This window comes from Pseudomonas sp. P5_A12 (genome assembly GCF_056400685.1).
On sequence record NZ_JBFUKU010000031.1, the window covers coordinates 17034 to 33700 of the forward strand.

Annotated in this window: 16 protein-coding genes; 7 read left to right on the forward strand and 9 right to left on the reverse strand. The window is 60.5% G+C overall.

All coding sequences use genetic code 11. The annotated features are described in order from the left end of the window. Positions 1-22: 22 nt before the first annotated feature. The 4 genes from AC1DSG_RS07055 to AC1DSG_RS07070 form a co-directional block, all read right to left on the reverse strand. Positions 23-481, reverse strand: a complete 459-nt coding sequence (locus tag AC1DSG_RS07055; RefSeq protein WP_477790237.1) for a glycine zipper 2TM domain-containing protein — start codon at positions 479-481, stop codon at positions 23-25. A gap of 27 nt (positions 482-508) precedes the next feature. Further along, positions 509-937, reverse strand: a complete 429-nt coding sequence (locus AC1DSG_RS07060; protein ID WP_477790238.1) for a hypothetical protein — start codon at positions 935-937, stop codon at positions 509-511. Between the two features lie 63 nt (positions 938-1000). Then, positions 1001-1678 carry a DUF3313 domain-containing protein gene (locus tag AC1DSG_RS07065; RefSeq protein ID WP_477790239.1) on the reverse strand — a complete coding sequence of 226 codons (678 nt, stop codon included), beginning with the start codon at positions 1676-1678 and terminating at the stop codon, positions 1001-1003. Beyond that, a complete protein-coding gene (locus tag AC1DSG_RS07070) occupies positions 1675-1938 on the reverse strand; it encodes a hypothetical protein (RefSeq protein ID WP_477790240.1) in 264 nt (87 codons plus the stop codon). The genes AC1DSG_RS07065 and AC1DSG_RS07070 overlap by 4 nt, the downstream gene beginning before the upstream one ends. A 91-nt stretch (positions 1939-2029) precedes the next feature. Here AC1DSG_RS07070 and AC1DSG_RS07075 point away from each other — a divergent pair, with 91 nt between their 5' ends. From AC1DSG_RS07075 to AC1DSG_RS07085, 3 genes are all read left to right on the forward strand, one after another. Next, positions 2030-2848, forward strand: coding sequence for a DUF2092 domain-containing protein (locus AC1DSG_RS07075; RefSeq protein WP_477790241.1), 819 nt, complete (start codon positions 2030-2032; stop codon positions 2846-2848). Positions 2849-2864: 16 nt separating this feature from the next. Continuing rightward, positions 2865-3647: a hypothetical protein gene (locus AC1DSG_RS07080; RefSeq protein WP_477790242.1), complete on the forward strand. Its 783-nt coding sequence runs from the start codon at positions 2865-2867 to the stop codon at positions 3645-3647. A gap of 449 nt (positions 3648-4096) precedes the next feature. Then, the gene (locus AC1DSG_RS07085) at positions 4097-4456 is read left to right on the forward strand and encodes a DUF6124 family protein (protein WP_477790243.1); all 360 of its coding nucleotides are present in this window, start codon (positions 4097-4099) and stop codon (positions 4454-4456) included. A gap of 63 nt (positions 4457-4519) precedes the next feature. Here the strand turns inward: AC1DSG_RS07085 and AC1DSG_RS07090 are convergent, their stop codons facing one another. The 5 genes from AC1DSG_RS07090 to AC1DSG_RS07110 all read right to left on the reverse strand — a co-directional run bounded on the left by AC1DSG_RS07090 (position 4520) and on the right by AC1DSG_RS07110 (position 10232). Next, positions 4520-6106 (reverse strand): class I adenylate-forming enzyme family protein, encoded by a 1587-nt coding sequence (locus AC1DSG_RS07090; protein WP_477790244.1) that lies wholly within the window; start codon positions 6104-6106, stop codon positions 4520-4522. 40 nt (positions 6107-6146) lie between these two features. Then, entirely contained in the window at positions 6147-6923 is a 777-nt protein-coding gene (locus AC1DSG_RS07095) for an SDR family NAD(P)-dependent oxidoreductase (RefSeq protein ID WP_477790245.1), read from the reverse strand. 74 nt (positions 6924-6997) lie between these two features. Continuing rightward, on the reverse strand, positions 6998-8155 hold the full coding sequence (locus AC1DSG_RS07100) for an acyl-CoA dehydrogenase family protein (RefSeq protein ID WP_477790246.1): 1158 nt from the start codon (positions 8153-8155) through the stop codon (positions 6998-7000). A gap of 10 nt (positions 8156-8165) precedes the next feature. Then, positions 8166-9413, reverse strand: a complete 1248-nt coding sequence (locus AC1DSG_RS07105) for a thiolase family protein (RefSeq protein ID WP_477790247.1) — start codon at positions 9411-9413, stop codon at positions 8166-8168. Positions 9414-9446: 33 nt separating this feature from the next. Continuing rightward, entirely contained in the window at positions 9447-10232 is a 786-nt protein-coding gene (locus AC1DSG_RS07110; protein ID WP_477790248.1) for an enoyl-CoA hydratase/isomerase family protein, read from the reverse strand. Between the two features lie 377 nt (positions 10233-10609). On the opposite strand from AC1DSG_RS07110, the gene AC1DSG_RS07115 reads away from it, so the two are divergent. From AC1DSG_RS07115 to AC1DSG_RS07130, 4 genes are all read left to right on the forward strand, one after another. After that, the gene (locus AC1DSG_RS07115) at positions 10610-12661 is read left to right on the forward strand and encodes an alkyl/aryl-sulfatase (protein ID WP_477790249.1); all 2052 of its coding nucleotides are present in this window, start codon (positions 10610-10612) and stop codon (positions 12659-12661) included. Positions 12662-12671: 10 nt separating this feature from the next. Then, positions 12672-14126, forward strand: coding sequence for a coniferyl aldehyde dehydrogenase (locus tag AC1DSG_RS07120; protein ID WP_477790250.1), 1455 nt, complete (start codon positions 12672-12674; stop codon positions 14124-14126). Between the two features lie 133 nt (positions 14127-14259). Next, positions 14260-16032: an arylsulfatase gene (locus tag AC1DSG_RS07125; RefSeq protein ID WP_477790251.1), complete on the forward strand. Its 1773-nt coding sequence runs from the start codon at positions 14260-14262 to the stop codon at positions 16030-16032. Further along, positions 16033-16587 (forward strand): DUF2889 domain-containing protein, encoded by a 555-nt coding sequence (locus tag AC1DSG_RS07130; protein WP_477790252.1) that lies wholly within the window; start codon positions 16033-16035, stop codon positions 16585-16587. Positions 16588-16667: the final 80 nt, after the last annotated feature.

Sequence of the window (16667 nt, forward strand, 5' to 3'; positions counted from 1 at the left end):
CGCTCACGTCGATCTCGTCTCCTTAACTGCCTTGCGGTACCACTCGGGCATCATTGCCTGAGCCTTCGATGTACACCTTCATGCCTTTACTCAAGTTCGGATTGATCGGCTGGGTGACCGATACCAGCACGCCACTGGTGACCCGCACGATGATCTGTTGCGCGGTTACCGGTTGGTCATACTTCTTCTTCTCTACATAGTTACCGCCGGCAGCCCCGGCGAGCGCACCGGCAACCATGGCGACATCGCGGCCGGTGCCATGACCGATCAGGCTGCCGATACCCAGACCGCCAAGGCCGCCGAGCACGGCACCGACGCCACTGTCGTGATTGGTCTGCATTTGTGTCAGCGAGATCTGCTCGATCTTCCCTGATCGAACCTCGATCTCACCGGCACCGCCATCGGTTGATCCGACGGCAGAGCAGGCACTGATTAACACAGTCGCCAACGTGAGGGTCATCCAGGACAGGATTGCTTTCATGCGGTGTACCTCTTTATCAGGAATCGATTATTTGTATTTGATGGCAATGGCTTTGAGCTTGCGCCCCTGGATCGTACTGACGTCACGGCTCCATACCGGGCCGGACACGTAGGCCCCGACGGTCGCAATCTTGTCGTAAACAATGACGACTGCGTCTGCGCCAAGCTTGGCGCCTTCGTCTTGCAGTTTCAGTTCGATGTCGGCCATAGGGGGCGCCGGTTCGATACTGGCATCAATCAGGATTTCACCCAGCCGCACGAAGGGGCGCGTCGGCTCTGTGCGCAATATCTGGACTTCGGCCGGAATAGTCGCAGGGTACTGCGGGACCCCAACATACTGGGTTACCTGAGCCTCCACCGTTGCGCAGCCGTTTAATGCCAGGACACCGGTGATGAGCGCGGCGAAGAATAACGTTCTGTGCACATTTGATAACGGGCGCGATAGATACGGATGCATGTCGAATGTCCTCTGCATTTGTTAATTCAACCGCCAATCTTTTTTGGGCGGTTGAAACAGGCCTCAACTGCGGATGAACGCCCAGATATCAGCGTTCAATTTGTTGATCGCGGCTTTGAAGTCCTGGGTGCTGATTGCCTGCTTGTCGTTCTCCAGCGGGGTGCCGAATATTTTGCGCACCACTTTGACGACGGTTTGATTGGTCCTGGCATCGATGAGCTCGGCTTCGATGAACAGGTTAGTGTCTTGATCCCGGTGACCGGTGGCGGCCTGCGTCGCTCCGACAACGGCTGCAATCGGCACCACTTCATACCACTTCATGCCTTCGTTCGAGGCGGTGACTCCGGTGATTGCCGCACGCAGGATCAGGGTGTTTGCGCCGGCCGGTGCTGCGGCCGCGCTAGACACTATCCGGTATTTCTGGCCCAGCACGCTTTTGGCCGTGCTGGTCATATAGTTCTGCAATTCGAGCAACGTCTGCATATTGACCCGCTCGTTGGGTTTTGGCGCGGGGTAGAACTCCAGCGTATTGAACGCAATGGTGGTATACGCATTCCGGTCAAACGACGGGCTCACCCAGCGCATCGCCGTGCCACCGCTGGGCGTTTCGACTTCCTTGAGGTCGCTGTAGCTCGACAGGAAACCGGAGTACTGCGTCGTCTCGGTGACTTTCGAGGTGCAACCGCCGAGCAGGATTGCGGCCAATGCGGTGCCGATGACCAGGTTGCGGGACAGATTCATGGTGTGTGTGCTCCTAAGATAAAGTCGAATGTTTCTGTGGTGACGCAGTCGACCATCGCCCCCGGCTTTCGAAATCTAAATACCTCTGGAGACAGCGTAGGTAGCAATGCTGAAATATCCAGCCAATGCGCGCCACGCTGACTTTTTTTGCCCGGATTTGTCGGGTTATTTTTTCGATTGAATGGCGAATGACAGCAAATTGAGCTTTGCTGATATTCCGGATGGTCGATGGCTGCAAACCGGTGCAAGGCATGAATCATCAAAACGTGTTCATCGGAATATGAGTCCGTTACGACGTCATTTTCGTCAGCCGTCGTCTAACGCCTGACCTCTCTCTGCGGAGAACAAAAGATGCTTAGCCTCCAGCAGTATGTCCGCTTGTTCACGGTCAGCATGGTCATGTCTGTCGTTGTCACGCCGTTGCAAGCCGCCCAGACACCGGCGGTAGATGCGCCAGCGGCGCAGTTGGAACCCAAGGCGCTGGATATTCTGAAGGCCATGAGCGCTCGCCTGACAAGCACCCAGGGCCTGAGTTTCAAAGCCGTTACCACCTACGAAAAGCCCAGCCGGCTTGGGCCACCCCTGGCCTATAGTTCGGTGGCGCTGGTCACTGAGCAGCGCCCGAATCAGCTGCGTGTCATGACCTCGGGCGATGGTCCGGCCACCGAGTTTTATTACGACGGCAAGCAAGCCTATGCCTTTGAGCGCAAAGACAAACTGCTCGCTCAAGCTGATGCGCCTCCCACCATCGACGCGACGCTGGAGGCCGCGTACCAGCGTGCGGCCATCTATTTTCCGTTTACCGACGTTATCGTCGCTGATCCTTATAAAGACTTGTCCGCGGATATGCGTGTGGCGTTTTACATCGGCCAGTCGACGGTGGTCGGCGATACCACCACCGATGTGATTGCTTACGCCAGCGACACCGTATTCGTCCAGGCCTGGATCGGTGCTGAGGACAAGCTCCCGCGCCGGTTGCGCGCAGTGTTTCTCGATGACCCGACCCGATCCCGGCATCAGGTCGATTTCAGTGACTGGAAGCTCAGTTCAGCGATGCCTGCGGCGTTCTTCAAACCTGACCAGATCGAGTCGGCGCGCCGGATCAAGTTTGCCCCGCCTCCCGTCCTTCGCGCCCCGCAAGGCGTTAAAGAACCCGTCACAAAACCCTGAACGAGGAGGTTGAATCATGAACAGATCTACCTTGGAGTTCGCGGGCCTGTTAATCGCCGCGCTGATGTGTAACGAGGCGGCAGCCTGGTCGCACGCCGGTGGTTTTGGCGGAGGATACGGCGGTGGGGGTTCATGGGGTCGTTCCGGCGAATTCGGCTCGGCTTCGGGCGGCGATGGCAGTTGGAGTGGCGAAACCAATCGCGGCGGCTCGGCCTCCGGCGGTGACGGCAGCTGGAGCGGTACGAGCTACCGCGGAGGTTCGGCGTCCGGTGGCGGTGGGTCTTGGGCAGGCACGGGTGCCGAAGGCGGAACGGCGTCCGGCGGGGGCGGTGCCTGGCAAGCACAAGGTGAAAATGGCGCCGCCGCTGCTGGCTACCACGCGGACGGTTATGGCACGACAGCCTACCGGGGACCCGCATATGGCGGGGACGCTTACCAGTCAGTTCCTTACGGGACCGCCTACTACCACCCACCCGCCGCTGTGATTGCCAGCAGCGGCTGTTATTACTGCGGCGGTGTCAATCCGGTCGCTGCAGCCGCGACGGGCGTGGCGGTGGGCTCGGCTGTAGGGTCGTTGGCCGACGAGAATGCCGACGAAGACGATTTCAACGCTGGCTATAACGCCGGGATGGTCGCTTCGGGACCGCCGACGATGCCCTTGGGCCAGACTTATGCCAGCCTGCCGCTCGGATGTATTTTGCAGACTTTTTCCCAGACCTACTACCAATGCGGCAATTCCTGGTTGCAACCTGCTTATGGCGCCAACGGGGTGTATTACACCGTGGTGCCACCGCCATGATCAGCGTTGTTCGGTCATTTGATTGGCATGGGTGAGGGCGCTTTTGTGGCGAGGGGGCTTGCCCCTCACCACACCAGCTTGCCTGGTCGGTTAAACACGTTTTGAAAGTGCTTGTTTAAACGCTCTCCAGGTTACGTCCTGAAAGCTACAAGACCTTGCGCCGTTGCCTACCGTTACGCCAGAATCCGCCGGCTTGTGCGCCCTGGGCCTGGCCTCTATCGTTTCCCTGCCACTGCCCATCAGTGGTCGGGTTTAGTCGCCCGCGTTAACTCAGTTGTGCGTGCATCTGTCATGCAGGCCTTTCAATTCCTGTACTTGATGGTGGCTGTACGCAGGGCGCTCTCGGGCGCGCCGGATTGCTGAGTTTGCCGGTCGACTAACCTGCGTACAGCTGCCTCCCTTCTCGTKTAGTCGCAAGAGGGGTGGCACATAATTAGGTAACTCAGCATATGTTCAAAGTAACGCCCAACCCACCGGACACCGATCCGGTTTCCCCGTACGAACCCGATTCAAACAAACTCAACGAGGCTGCCGAGCGCGCCCTTGACTTCCACTTCCCGTCGAATGCCGACATCAAGGCCACCGCGCGGACACCCAGCAAACTGTTTTCCGTGGACCAAGCAGCGAGCAACGAAACCCTGGTGGTGTTTTTGGTCGAGACGCTGGCCTCGGTCGATGTGATGGTCCATCAGTTGGTGGATCATATGGAGGGGGAGGCGCGCTACGCGTTGCTGGGGATTTCAAACAGCATCATGGTGGCGGAGCTCACCGCGAATCGGGTGCTGGATCAAATTGATATGCCCACTTAGAGCGTGATTTCACCAGCGTCTGCTCCGAGCCTGCGTGACCCGGAACAGACGCTGGCTGAGTCTTCAGCTGATGTTGCGCAACGATCCCTTCCAGTACTTTTCCCGCACTTGCCGGCGCAGCACCTTGCCGACCACCGAAAGAGGCAGCTCATCCACGAACACCAGCGATTTCGGCGCCTTGTAACCGCCCAGTCGCGTTCGGGTCTGGGCAATCAGCTCCTCTGACGTGACCGATTCGCCCTGACGCAGGATCACTTCGGCATGCACGGCCTCGCCCCATTCCGGGTGCGGAATGCCGACCACCGCCGCCATCAGAACCGAGGGGTGCGCCGCCAGCGCGGCTTCGACTTCCACCGCGTAGACGTTGAAACCGCCGCTGATGATCATGTCCTTGAGACGGTCGACGATGTACAGGAAACCGTTGTGGTCGATGTAACCCAGGTCACCGGATTTCCACGCCCCGTCTTCGAACTCGGCAGCGGTCGCTTCCGGGTTTTCGTAATAGCCTTTAATCACAGCGTTGCAGCGAATGCGGATCTCGCCGGTTTCGCCGATCGGCAGCGGCGTGCCGTCCGTATCGGCGATAAACACTTCGACCCCTGGAGTCGGACGCCCGGCCGACGACAAGCGTTGCAACGCGGCGGCATTGCCGGGCTGGTGCGAGGCCTTGTCGAGCGCGGCGATGACCATCGGGGCTTCGGTGGCGGCGTAGCCCTGGACAAAAATCTGCCCGAAGCATTCCACCAGTTCGCCCAGCTTGTCCGGGCTCATTGGCGCGGCGCCGTAGATCAAGGTGCTTAGCGATGAGAAATCCTTGGGTGCGGCGCGTTGCATTTCCAGCAAGCGATACAGCACGGTCGGTACCAGGAACGAGTGGGTCACACGCTCCTTTTCGACCTGCTGGCGCCAGGCTTCCATGTCCAGCTGGTTCATGGTCAGGTTGGTGCCACCGCCATAGAACGTCGGGAAAAACAGCATCAGCGTGCCATGGGACAGCGGCGAAACATGCAACAGCCGGGTCGCACTGGACAAGCCCAGATCGGTGTTGATGAAGGCCGCGTCGCGACACGCCATCCAGTTGTCGATGGAATACATCGCACACTTGCCCTTGCCGGTGGTGCCACCGGTGAAGCGCAACATGCAAATGTGCTGGTCGGTATCGAGGCTGACATCGTTGTCGAGGTCGGAAGCGGCGTCCACCAATGACCAGAAGCTGTGAACCCCAGGCAGGCTGGCTTGTTCGGCCGTAGGCGGGTCCATCACCACGATCTCGCAACCATGACCGCGCAACGTGCTGTAGTAGCTGTCCAGCAAGCGTGTTTCGAGAAACACGACACGGGGTTTGACCAGGCCGATCTGCCGCGAATGCTCTTCGAGCGGGTCGCGCAGGTTGGTCATGACCACCGTGCCTTCCTGCTTGAAGGTACTGGGAAACATCATCAGGCTGAGGTTGTCGTTTTCCAGGATCAGCATGAAGCGCTCGCCCGCGCGCACGTGCAGCATCGAGCGCAGGACATCGGCGATGCGGTTGGTCAGCAGGTGATACTGCTCGTAGCTGTACCGCCGGTTGCGCTCGATGTTGACGATGGCTTCCTGGTCGCGATGACGCAACGCGAGCAAGCGCATGACCCGGCTAAAATTCATTTTCATGGTGGACCGCTCCAATAGCTCCAGAAGATCGCAGCGCGAGTTATCGGGCACGCATACGCGACGCGGCATCCAGCCGGATGGTCTCGCCGTTGACGTAGGCGTTTTCGATCAGGAAAGCGCAGCAATGCGCGAACTCACGCATGTCACCCAGACGCTTTGGAGACTCCATCTGCTCTTTCAGCGAGTTGAGAATCTTCTCGTCAAGACCGGCAACCATGGTGGTCAGGAACAGGCCCGGCGCGATGGCGTTGACGCGTACGCCAATCTCGCCCAGTTCGCGAGCGGCCGGCATGTTCATGCCGATCACGCCCGCCTTGGTGGCCGCGTAGGCGCACTGGCCGACCTGGCCTTCATAGGCAGCACCGGACGACACGTTGATCACCACACCGCGCTCTTCGCCGGCTTCGGCTTCGTTCTTGGCCATGTGCTCGGCGCACTTGGACATGACGTTGAACACGCCATTGAGGTTGATCGCGGTGKCCTGGGCGAAACGGGCCAGCGGTGCAGCCTTGCCTTCACGGCCCAGTACTTTGAAACCGGTCGGCACGGCAGCGCCGTTGATGCACACATGGATGGCGCCGAATTTATCGACCACTGCGTTGACTGCGTTCTGCACCGAGGCTTCGTCGCTGACATCGGTCTGTACGAACATCGCGCGATCGGCGCCAATGGCTGCCACGGCGTGTTCGCCGGCTTCAACGTTCAGGTCGAAAATCGCCACGCGAGCGCCTTTTTCGCTGGCCATGTAATGCGCAGTGGCCAGGCCCAGGCCCGATGCACCGCCGGTGATAACGATAACTTTGTCTTGAATACGCATGGAATGTGTCCTTGTTCGCTGCCCGGCCCAAAAGGGGCCGGGTTGTTATTGTTTGGGATGGAACGGGCGGTTGATCAGAACGCGTTGACCCCGGTCAGGGCGCGGCCAATGATCAGTTGCTGGATTTGTGTGGTGCCTTCAGGAATCGGCACGATGATGGCTTCGCGGGCCAGTTTCTCGACCAGGAAGTCGGTGGTCACACCGGCACCGCCGTGGATCTGCACGGCTTGACGAGCGACAGTCACCGCCATTTCGCAAGCGAAATACTTGGCCATCGCCGCTTCCATTTCTGCCGGGATGCCGGCACCGATCATCTCGGCGGCGCGGTAGGTCAGCAGGCGGGCGGCGTCGACGTTGGTGGCCATTTCCGCGAGCATGCCGCTGATCAACTGGTGGCCGGCGATCACTTTGCCGTGTTGCTTGCGCTCTTTGGCGTAACGCACGGCTTCTTCCAGCGCGCGACGGCCGATGCCCAGACCTTGAGCCGCCACAAACACCCGGGAACGTTCGAAGAACGACAGGGTGTTTTTCAGCGCCTGGCCTTCGCCGCCGATGATGTTGCTGGCCGGAACGCGCACGTCGTTGAGGAAAATTTGCGCGGTGGACTGGCTGTTCCAGGCCATCTTGTGGATGTTCTGCACTTCATACGGGTGTTCTTTGCGGTCCAGCAGGAAGTGGGTCAGACCCTTGCGCGGATCATCGCCGGTACGGCAGGTGCAGATCAGGAAGTCTGAGTACGAGCCGTTGCTGATCCAGGTTTTCTCGCCGGTGATGATGTAGTCGTCACCGTCGCGACGGGCGCGGGTCTTGATTTCCAGCACGTTGGAGCCGACATCCGGTTCGGAAATACCGACGCTGACAAACGAGTCGCCGCTGATCAGGCCCGGCAGGTAACGTTCGCGCAGGTGATCCGGAGCGAGTTTTTCCAGCATCTGTGCGCCGAAAGAGTTGATGACCACTGGCGTCGACAAGTCCACCGAACAGGCGGCGACTTCTTCGAACAACATGGTCATGGTCGGCCAGTCCAGACCGAGGCCGCCATGGGCCTCGCTGACCGCGCCGCTAACCATGCCGAATTCGGAGAGCTGGCGCATCATCTCGGCCATTTTCTCTTTAGGCATGAACTTGTCGCGGTATTCCTTGTTGAACACCGGGTCGACCTTGTCGGCCAGGAAACGACGGAAACTCTCGACGGCTTCGAGTTGTTCCGGGGTGCGCATGACGTGTCCCATGGGGGGCTCCTTAAATATTCTTGTTGGCGAGGATGTTGACGGCGACCACGGCTTCTTCGATGCCGAACAGGCCACCACCGTTTTCCTGGATGGCAATGCGTGCGCCTTCGACCTGGCGCTTGCCGGCTTCGCCGCGCAATTGGGTGACCAGTTCGTGGATCTGCCCAAGACCGGTGGCACCGATCGGGTGGCCCTTGGATTCCAGACCGCCCGACGGGTTGATCGGCATGCGACCGCCGACGGTGAAGTCACCGCGCTCGGCGGCAGGACCGCCTTCGCCGAACGGCACCAGCATCAGCGATTCGGCGTTGAGGATTTCGCCGATGGCCGAGGCGTCATGGACTTCCGCGACGTCGACGTCGGACGGATTCACACCGGCCTGGGCGTAGGCTTTCTTCGCCGCGAGGTGGGCGATGATTTTTTCCGGCTCATCCAGACCACGGTTGGTACCGGTCTGCACGATGCTGGCGAGTACGCGAACGGCGCGGTCGCCGGAGTTTTTCAAACGCTTGAGGCCATCGGCGTTGCACAGCAACACAGCCGCCGCGCCATCACTGATCGGCGAGCACATCAGGGTGGTCAGCGGGTAGCAGATCGCTGGCGAGGCCAGCACTTCGTCGATGCTGAAGGCTTGCTGGAACTGCGACAGCGGGTTGTGCACCGAGTGCTGGTGGTTCTTCGCCGCGACGGCTGCGATCTGGCGCTGGGTGGTGCCGTAACGCAGCATGTGGTTACGGGCGATGGCGGCATACACGTCCATGAACACGCTGTACGGGCGCTCGGAAACGGTGCCTGGCGGCGGCACGACGCCTTCACCCATGGCCAGCAAGGTCTTCTTGTTCTGCTCGACGGTGGACACGTCCCAGCCGCCATCGAACACGGCGAACATCTTGGCCTTGTCCGGGACATTCATCTTCTCGGCGCCGACCGCCAGCGCGATGTCGCACTGGCCGGCACGCAAGGCCAGGGTGGCGAGGTTGAAAGCCGAGGAGCCGGACGCGCAGGCGTTTTCAACCGAGAACACCGGCACACCTTCAATGCCGATGCGGCGCATGGCGATCGGGCCGGGAATGCCGGTCTGGCCTTGCAGCATGCCGTTGGTCATGGTGCTGTAATACACCGAGCCGACGTCAGCGGTGGTGGCGCCGGCATCTTTAAGTGCCAGGCCCACGGCTTCGTCGACCATGTCGTAGACGCTGCGGTCAAGCAATCGGCCAAACGGCGTCATGCCAACGCCCACTACATAAATATCGTTCATTATCTGTTCCTGCAGGTGTGGGGACGTGGCGGCCTAGCGGCCCTTGAAGTTCGGTGCGCGTTTTTCGCCGAAGGCTTGCAGGCCTTCCTGGAAATCGGCGGTGCGCAGGTGCTGACGCAGTGCTACTTGCTCGTGGTGCAAGGCGTCGTCGCGAGACTTGTCGGCCGAAGCGCGGGCCACTTCTTTCATGCGGCGCAGGGCGATCGGGCTCTTTTTGGCGATTTGTTTCGCCAGCTTCACGGCAGCGTCGGCGAGTTCGTCGTCGGCGTGCACTTCGCACACCAGGCCGTAGCCTTTCATTTCATCGGCCGAGAGGGATTTGCCGGTCATCAGCAAGTACATCGCCATGTTCAACGGGATCAGTCGCGGCAGCACGGCAGCGCCGCCAGCGCCAGGAAACACGCCGAAATTGGCATGGGCGTCGGCGAGGGTCGCGCTTTGCGCGGCGACCACGATGTCAGCGCACATTGCCAGTTCCAGGCCACCGGCCATGGTCACGCCGTTGAGGGCCGCGATCACTGGTTTGGGGAAGTTACGCAACTGACCGAACACCTGATTGGCGCGGTCGAGGAAGTCGGCTTCACCAGCGGGCAGGCTGCTGCCGGCCAACACTTCTTTCAGGTCGGCACCGGCGCAGAAGGCCGGGCCGTTGCCAGTGAGGATCACCGCGCGCAGTTCATCGTTCAGCGCGATGTCGTTCAGGCAGCGTTCCAGCTCGGCGAGGGTCGCCAGGTTCAACGCGTTCATGGCCCGTGGGCGATTGAGCGTCAAACGCGCCACCGGGCCTACGATTTCATACAGCAGCACATCATCACTCATGACAACTCCTCTTATTGTTAGCGCTCTATTGGCGTGATTGATGTGCCGATAGTGGAACGCAAGGGGGGCCGTCGCAGGTCATTGCAACGAAAGCGGTTGTCCGCAGGGGGGGAGGGATGCGGCAGAAACCCAAGACACCGCATTCCCCTGTAGGAGCCAGCCTGCTGGCGATRGCTGTCTTACATTCAACATTGATGTTGGCTGACAGACCGCTATCGCCAGCAGGCTGGCTCCYACAGTGGGTCCTCATGAGTCAGTGACATTGGGGCGGTCCGGTCTGTGAAGACAAATGAATTGATCGAGAAGACCGGCAACCCGGGCGCCTTGCTTGCACCATCAAAACGGTATTCGAACAACAATTAGAGAGAGACCGTGCGATGAAGAAAATCCGTGTAGTGCTGACGGTGTCAGTGTTGGCCGCCAGCATTGTCGGTGGGCTGCAATGGTCGCGAGGTCAAAGCGGGATTCATCTGCAAGCGGGTGACAACAGCGCAGGGCAGGGCGGCCAGAAAGCCGCGACCGAGGCGACCATCGCCGCCAATGCGAACACCGCGCACAGCATGCCGGCCGTTGATCCGCTGGTCGAAGCCGATATCCAGCGCGGCTTTATCGCCAGCCTGCCGGATGCCGAAACCGTCGCCGCCGACGGTCACGTGGTGTACAGCCTCAAGGGCTACGAATTCCTCGAAAAAGCCGATGCGCCGGCCACGGTCAACCCGAGCCTGTGGCAGCAGGCGCGCAAGAGCATGTCCAACGGGCTGTTCAAGGTTACGGACGGTTTTTATCAGGTGCGCGGTCTCGACCTGACCAACATGACCATCATCGAAGGCAAGACCGGCCTGATCATCATTGACTGCAACCTGGCCACCGAAGTGGCGCATGCCTCACTGGAACTGTATTACCAGCACCGCCCGCGCAAACCGGTGGTCGCGGTGTTTTACAACCACAGCCATGTCGATCACTACGCGGGTATTCGCGGCATCGTCGATGAAGCGGACGTGAAGTCGGGCAAGGTGCAGATCATCGCCCCGGCAGGCTTCATGGAACACGCGGTCGCCGAGAACGTGATGGCCGGCAACGCCATGAGCCGTCGCGCCGAGTACCAGTTCGGCACCACCTTGCCACGCAGTGCTCAGGGCCAGATTGACCTCGGCGGCGCCAAGGCCTTGTCCAACGGTACGATCACCATGATCCCGCCGACCCTCGAACTCGACCAGCCCGTGCAAACCCTGACCATCGACGGCGTCGAGATCGTCAACATGCTCGCCCCCGGCACCGAAGCACCTGCCGAGTTCATCCATTACTTCCCGCAATTCAAGGTGCTTGATACCGGTGAACTGGCGTTGCCGACCCAGCATCAACTGCTGACGTTGCGCGGGGCGAGCATTCGCGACGGTCTGGCCTGGTCGAAGTACCTTAATCAAGCCCTGCATCAGTTCGCGCCCGGCGCAGACATTCTGGTGGGGCAACACGGCTGGCCGGTGTTTGGTCAGGAGCGCGTGGTCAACTACCTGTCCAAGCAACGGGACATGTACAAGTGGCTGCACGACCAGTCGCTGCGCCTGCTCAACAAGGGCTACAAGCCGGTCGAGATTGYCGAGTACATGCGCAGCCATGTGCCGGCGAGCCTGGCCAGTGAAACCTTCACCCATGGTTTTTATGGCTCGGTGCAGCGCAACTCCAAAGCGGTGTATCAGCAATACATGGGCTGGTATGACGCCAACCCGGCCAACATGGATGCGTTGTCCGACGTTGATTACGGCAAGAAATTCGTCGAGTACGGCGGCGGTGCCGATGCCGTGCTCGCTCATGCGCGCACTGACTTTGCCAATGGTCAGTACCGCTGGGTGGCGCAAGCCATGAGCCATCTGGTCTTTGCCGAACCGGACAACAAGGCCGCGCGGGAATTGTCTGCCGATGCCCTGGAACAGTTGGGTTACCAGGCCGAGTCGGCCGTGGAGCGTAACAGCTACCTGGCCGCTGCCATGGAGCAACGCAGCGGCGGCAAGAAACTCGCCTCGCCCTTGCGCACCGCCAGCCCCGACATGCTGCGCGCGCTGACCATCGACAATATTTTCGACTACCTGGGGGTGCGTCTGAAGGCGCCGGATGTCGAGGGCAAACACGTGGTCCTCAACTGGAACTTCACCGATGTCGGGCCTGACGGCAAACGTTACATGCTCAATCTGGAGAACTCGGCGTTGACCTATGTCCCTGATTACAACTCTGACAAGGCCGACGCCACGCTGACCCTGACTCGGGAAACGCTGAACGCCATTCTCGCGGAAAAACTGTCGCCGCTTGAGGCGGTGGTCAAAGGCGATCTGAAGATCGATGGCAGCAAGATGGCGGTCTATGACGTCCTGGGATCGCTGGACAAATTCTCTCCGGACTTTGAATTGATCGGCCCCAATGCGCCTGCACGATAGGATCATGACCATGAACTTACCCCTCCATGGTGAAGCGCAAACGCTTGTCGCCCCAACTTCCGCAAGGGTCGCGGCAGTGCTCGCGCGCCAACAGGCAGCCTCTTTGTACGAAGGGCCGCCGTCCGCCGAGTTGCGCATTGAGCGGATCAACCGGGTCATCAAGCTGTTGCTGGAAAACCAGCAGGCGCTTTGCGACGCCTTGGCCAAGGACTTTACCTGGCGCAGTCATGATCAGTCGCTGTTGGCGGATGTGCTGTTGCCGATTCAGGGGCTGAAATATGCCCGTGATCATGTGCGCCAATGGATGCGTCCGCAGCGCCGCAAAGCCGAACTGGGCAGCGGCTGGCTGGGTGCCCGGGCTGAAATCCGTTTTCAGCCGCTGGGGACGATCGGCATCATTTCGCCGTGGAATTTCCCTATCGCCATCGCACTGGGGCCGCTGGCTGAAGCGCTGGCGGCAGGTAACCGCGCCATTGTGCTGTTTTCCGACCAGTCGCCGGCCACGGCCAGCCTGCTGATCGAGTTGCTGGCCCAACAGTTCGACGACTTCGAGGTGGCCGGCTTTATCGGTGGTGCCGAATTGGGCGCGGCGTTTTCCGCCATGCCGCTGGATCACCTGGTATTCACCGGCAGCCCACGGGTCGGGCGACTGGTGATGCGTGCTGCTGCGGAAAACCTGACGCCATTGACCCTGGAACTGGGCGGCAAGTCGCCGACCATCATTGGTCGCGGCGCCGATCTGCAAAACGCCGCCAGGCGCATCTGGGGCGGGAAGGGCGTCAGCGCAGGGCAGGCCTGTATCGCCCCGGATTATGTGTTTGTGCACGAGGAGGACCTAGAACGCTTGTTAAGCGCCATGCAGGTCGAAATGCAGCGCATGTTCCCGACGCTGCTGAACAATCCGGACTACACCGCCATGGCCACGCCCGGGCAATACCAGCGGATGCAAGCCTGTCTGCAAGACGCCCGTGAGCACTGCGTCAGGGTGATCGAGGTCAATCCGGGTCACGAAGACTTGAGCGCTTCACGCAAGATCGCGCCGACCCTGCTTGTCGATCCGCCGGACTCGACACTGGCGATGCAGGAAGAAGTGTTCGGCCCGTTGCTGCCGATTCGCGGCTATCGCGACATCAACGAAGTACTCGATTACATCAATGCGCGCCCCCGGCCGCTGGCGCTGTACTACTTCGGTGATGACCGCGCTGAAGCCAGGCACGTGCTGGAGCGCACCCATTCGGGCGGCGCGTGCATCAACGAAGTGATGCAGCACCTGTTCCAGACCGACTTGCCCTTCGGTGGTTGCGGTCACTCGGGGTTTGGTCGCTATCGAGGCGGATACGGGTTCAAGGCATTCAGCCTGGAACGCTCGGTGTTCACACCGCCGCGATGGGATGTGATGGGCCTTTTACGGCCGCCGTACGGCCGGCTGTTTCGCCGCGTTGTCGGCGCTCTATTGAAACCCTGACCCGAGCCAAACATCGATCAACTGTGGGAGCGAGCCTGCTTGYGATAGGGGCGGGACATTCAACATTGATGTTGGCTGACGGACCGCCATCACAAGCAGGCTCGCTCCCACAAAAAAACAAAGGAACCCGCGAATGCTCCCGTTGAAATCGCTTGCCCTGGCCCTGTGTTGCCTGGCCTTCGCCACCCAAAGTTTCGCCGCCCCCAAACCCCCGAACATCGTGGTGCTGGTGGCCGATGACTGGGGCTACAGCGACGTCGGTTCCTTCGGCAGCGAAATCGCCACGCCGAACATCGACACCCTGGCCCGTGAAGGCGTGCGCTTTTCCGATTTCCATGTCACGGCCTCCTGCTCACCGACCCGGTCAATGCTGCTGACCGGCGTCGACAACCACCGCAATGGCGTCGGCAACATGCCGGAAACCATGCCCGAAGAACACCTGGGCAAACCCGGTTACAACGGCGTGCTCAATGACAACGCCATCACCATCGCCAGCCAGCTCAAAGAGGGCGGATATCGCACCTACGTCACCGGCAAATGGCACTTGGGCAAAACCCCGGAAACCTTGCCGAACAAGCGTGGCTTCGACCGTTCGTTCATCCAGGCCGACAGCGGCTCGGACAACTGGGAAGAGCGGCCTTATGTGCCGCTGTACGACAAGGCGGCCTGGTTCGAAAACGGCCAGCCGGCGCATCTGCCCAAGGACTATTACTCCTCGACCTTCATCGTCGACAAGGCGCTGGAGTACATCGAGAAGGACCGGCAAGACGGCAAACCGTTTTTTGCCTACCTGGGCTTTCAGGCCAATCACGTTCCGGTCCAGGCGCCCAAGGCGATCATCGACAAGTACCAGGGACGCTATGACGCCGGCTGGACCGCTTTGCGCAACGAACGACGCGACCGGGCGGTGGAACTGGGGCTGTTTCCGGCCGGTATCGACATGCAGACCATGGCCAGTACCGCCGACTGGGACGCGCTGGATGAACAGGAAAAACGCTACGAAGCCCGGCGCATGGAAGTCTATGCCGGCATGGCGGAAACCATGGACCAGGAAATCGGCCGCTTCATCCAGCACCTCAAAGACACCGGCGAATACGACAACACCGTGTTCGTGTTTCTGTCCGATAACGGCAGCGAACCCACCGACCCTTACGGCATCCCCGCTGTGCGGCTGTGGCTGGAAATGAACTACACCCGCCAGCTCGATCGCCTGGGCAGCAAGGGCGCCTTCACCAGTATCGGCCCGAGTTGGGCCAGCGCCGCCGCGTCACCGTTGAGCGGCTACAAGTTCTTTGCTGGCGAGGGCGGGTTGCGCACTCCATTGATCGTCTCCGGCGTGCCTGGCATGCAGGCCAATCACATCGCCAAAGCCTTCACCCACGTCACCGACATCGTACCGACCTTGCTCGAAGTGGCCGGGGTGCCGGCGCATAACGGTGAGTTTCAGGGGCGGACCGTGGAACCGATGATCGGCGCCAGCCTGGTGCCGGTGCTCACTGGCGCAACGGACCGTGTGCATCCCGAGGATCAGGCCATTGGCTATGAGCTGTCGGGCAGCGCCGCACTGTTCAAGGGCGATTACAAATTGGTGAAAAGCCTCAAACCCGTGGGCAACGAGCAATGGCACCTCTACAACATCGTCACCGACCCGGGTGAGGTCAATGACCTGCAACAGCAGATGCCTGAGCGCTTCTTGGTCATGCAAGCCGACTACGCCGAATACGTCCGCATCAATGGCGTGCTGCCGATGCCGGTCGGTTATGACTACATGCGCCAGGGGCAGATGTATGCCTTGAAACACGTGGTCATTCCCAAACTCAAGGCTGCTGCGCCGCCGGTGGTGGCAGTGCTGGTGTTGCTGGTAGGCGTGCTGGTGTGGCGTCGTCGCCGCAAGCAGCGGGGTTGAATGATGATTGACGAACTTGATGAATCCGGCCGCCAGTTGATTCACCGGCGCACGGTGGAATGCCAGGGATTTTTGCGCGCCGATGGCTTGTGGGATATCGAAGGGCGGCTGAACGACCGCAAGACCCATCCGGTGACGCTCGCTGAAGGCGGCACCGTCGCGACGGGCCAGACGTACCACGGCATGTGGATACGCCTGACCCTGGACGATGACTTCATCGTGCAGGATGTGCAGGTATCGATGCCGGACGTGCCCACCAGCCAGTGTCGCGGGGCAATGCCGGGTTATCAAAAGTTGCTGGGTGAGCGGATCGGCCCGGGGTTTACGCGGCGCATCAAGGAACTGTTCGGCGGGATCGGCGGCTGCGTGCACCTGACCGAGTTGCTGCTGCCGATCGCGACGACGGCGTTCCAGACCATCCCCATGGCGCGCTCCCTGGTGGCACCGCGCACGCCGGCGGATGCTGAGGCTTTCGACAACGCCAAGAGCGCATTGCTCAACACCTGTCATGCGTTGCGTGAGGACAGTCCGGTGGTGGTGTTCCTCAAGAAATAAACGACGGGTCTCAAACGCCAAGTACCCGTCGATCAAGGCGCAAAACCTGTGGGAGCGAGCCTGCTCGCGATGACGGAGTG

Excerpts from the sequence above, each read along its gene's own strand:
- AC1DSG_RS07125 (WP_477790251.1), top strand. The coding sequence starts at position 14,260 with ATGCTCCCGTTGAAATCGCTTGCCCTGGCCCTGTGTTGCCTGGCCTTC.
- AC1DSG_RS07065 (WP_477790239.1), bottom strand. The coding sequence starts at position 1,678 with ATGAATCTGTCCCGCAACCTGGTCATCGGCACCGCATTGGCCGCAATC.
- AC1DSG_RS07100 (WP_477790246.1), bottom strand. The coding sequence starts at position 8,155 with ATGGGACACGTCATGCGCACCCCGGAACAACTCGAAGCCGTCGAGAGT.
- AC1DSG_RS07060 (WP_477790238.1), bottom strand. The coding sequence starts at position 937 with ATGCATCCGTATCTATCGCGCCCGTTATCAAATGTGCACAGAACGTTA.
- AC1DSG_RS07080 (WP_477790242.1), top strand. The coding sequence starts at position 2,865 with ATGAACAGATCTACCTTGGAGTTCGCGGGCCTGTTAATCGCCGCGCTG.
- AC1DSG_RS07090 (WP_477790244.1), bottom strand. The coding sequence starts at position 6,106 with ATGAAAATGAATTTTAGCCGGGTCATGCGCTTGCTCGCGTTGCGTCAT.
- AC1DSG_RS07105 (WP_477790247.1), bottom strand. The coding sequence starts at position 9,413 with ATGAACGATATTTATGTAGTGGGCGTTGGCATGACGCCGTTTGGCCGA.
- AC1DSG_RS07085 (WP_477790243.1), top strand. The coding sequence starts at position 4,097 with ATGTTCAAAGTAACGCCCAACCCACCGGACACCGATCCGGTTTCCCCG.
- AC1DSG_RS07120 (WP_477790250.1), top strand. The coding sequence starts at position 12,672 with ATGAACTTACCCCTCCATGGTGAAGCGCAAACGCTTGTCGCCCCAACT.
- AC1DSG_RS07070 (WP_477790240.1), bottom strand. The coding sequence starts at position 1,938 with ATGATTCATGCCTTGCACCGGTTTGCAGCCATCGACCATCCGGAATAT.
- AC1DSG_RS07055 (WP_477790237.1), bottom strand. The coding sequence starts at position 481 with ATGAAAGCAATCCTGTCCTGGATGACCCTCACGTTGGCGACTGTGTTA.
- AC1DSG_RS07130 (WP_477790252.1), top strand. The coding sequence starts at position 16,033 with ATGATGATTGACGAACTTGATGAATCCGGCCGCCAGTTGATTCACCGG.
- AC1DSG_RS07110 (WP_477790248.1), bottom strand. The coding sequence starts at position 10,232 with ATGAGTGATGATGTGCTGCTGTATGAAATCGTAGGCCCGGTGGCGCGT.
- AC1DSG_RS07075 (WP_477790241.1), top strand. The coding sequence starts at position 2,030 with ATGCTTAGCCTCCAGCAGTATGTCCGCTTGTTCACGGTCAGCATGGTC.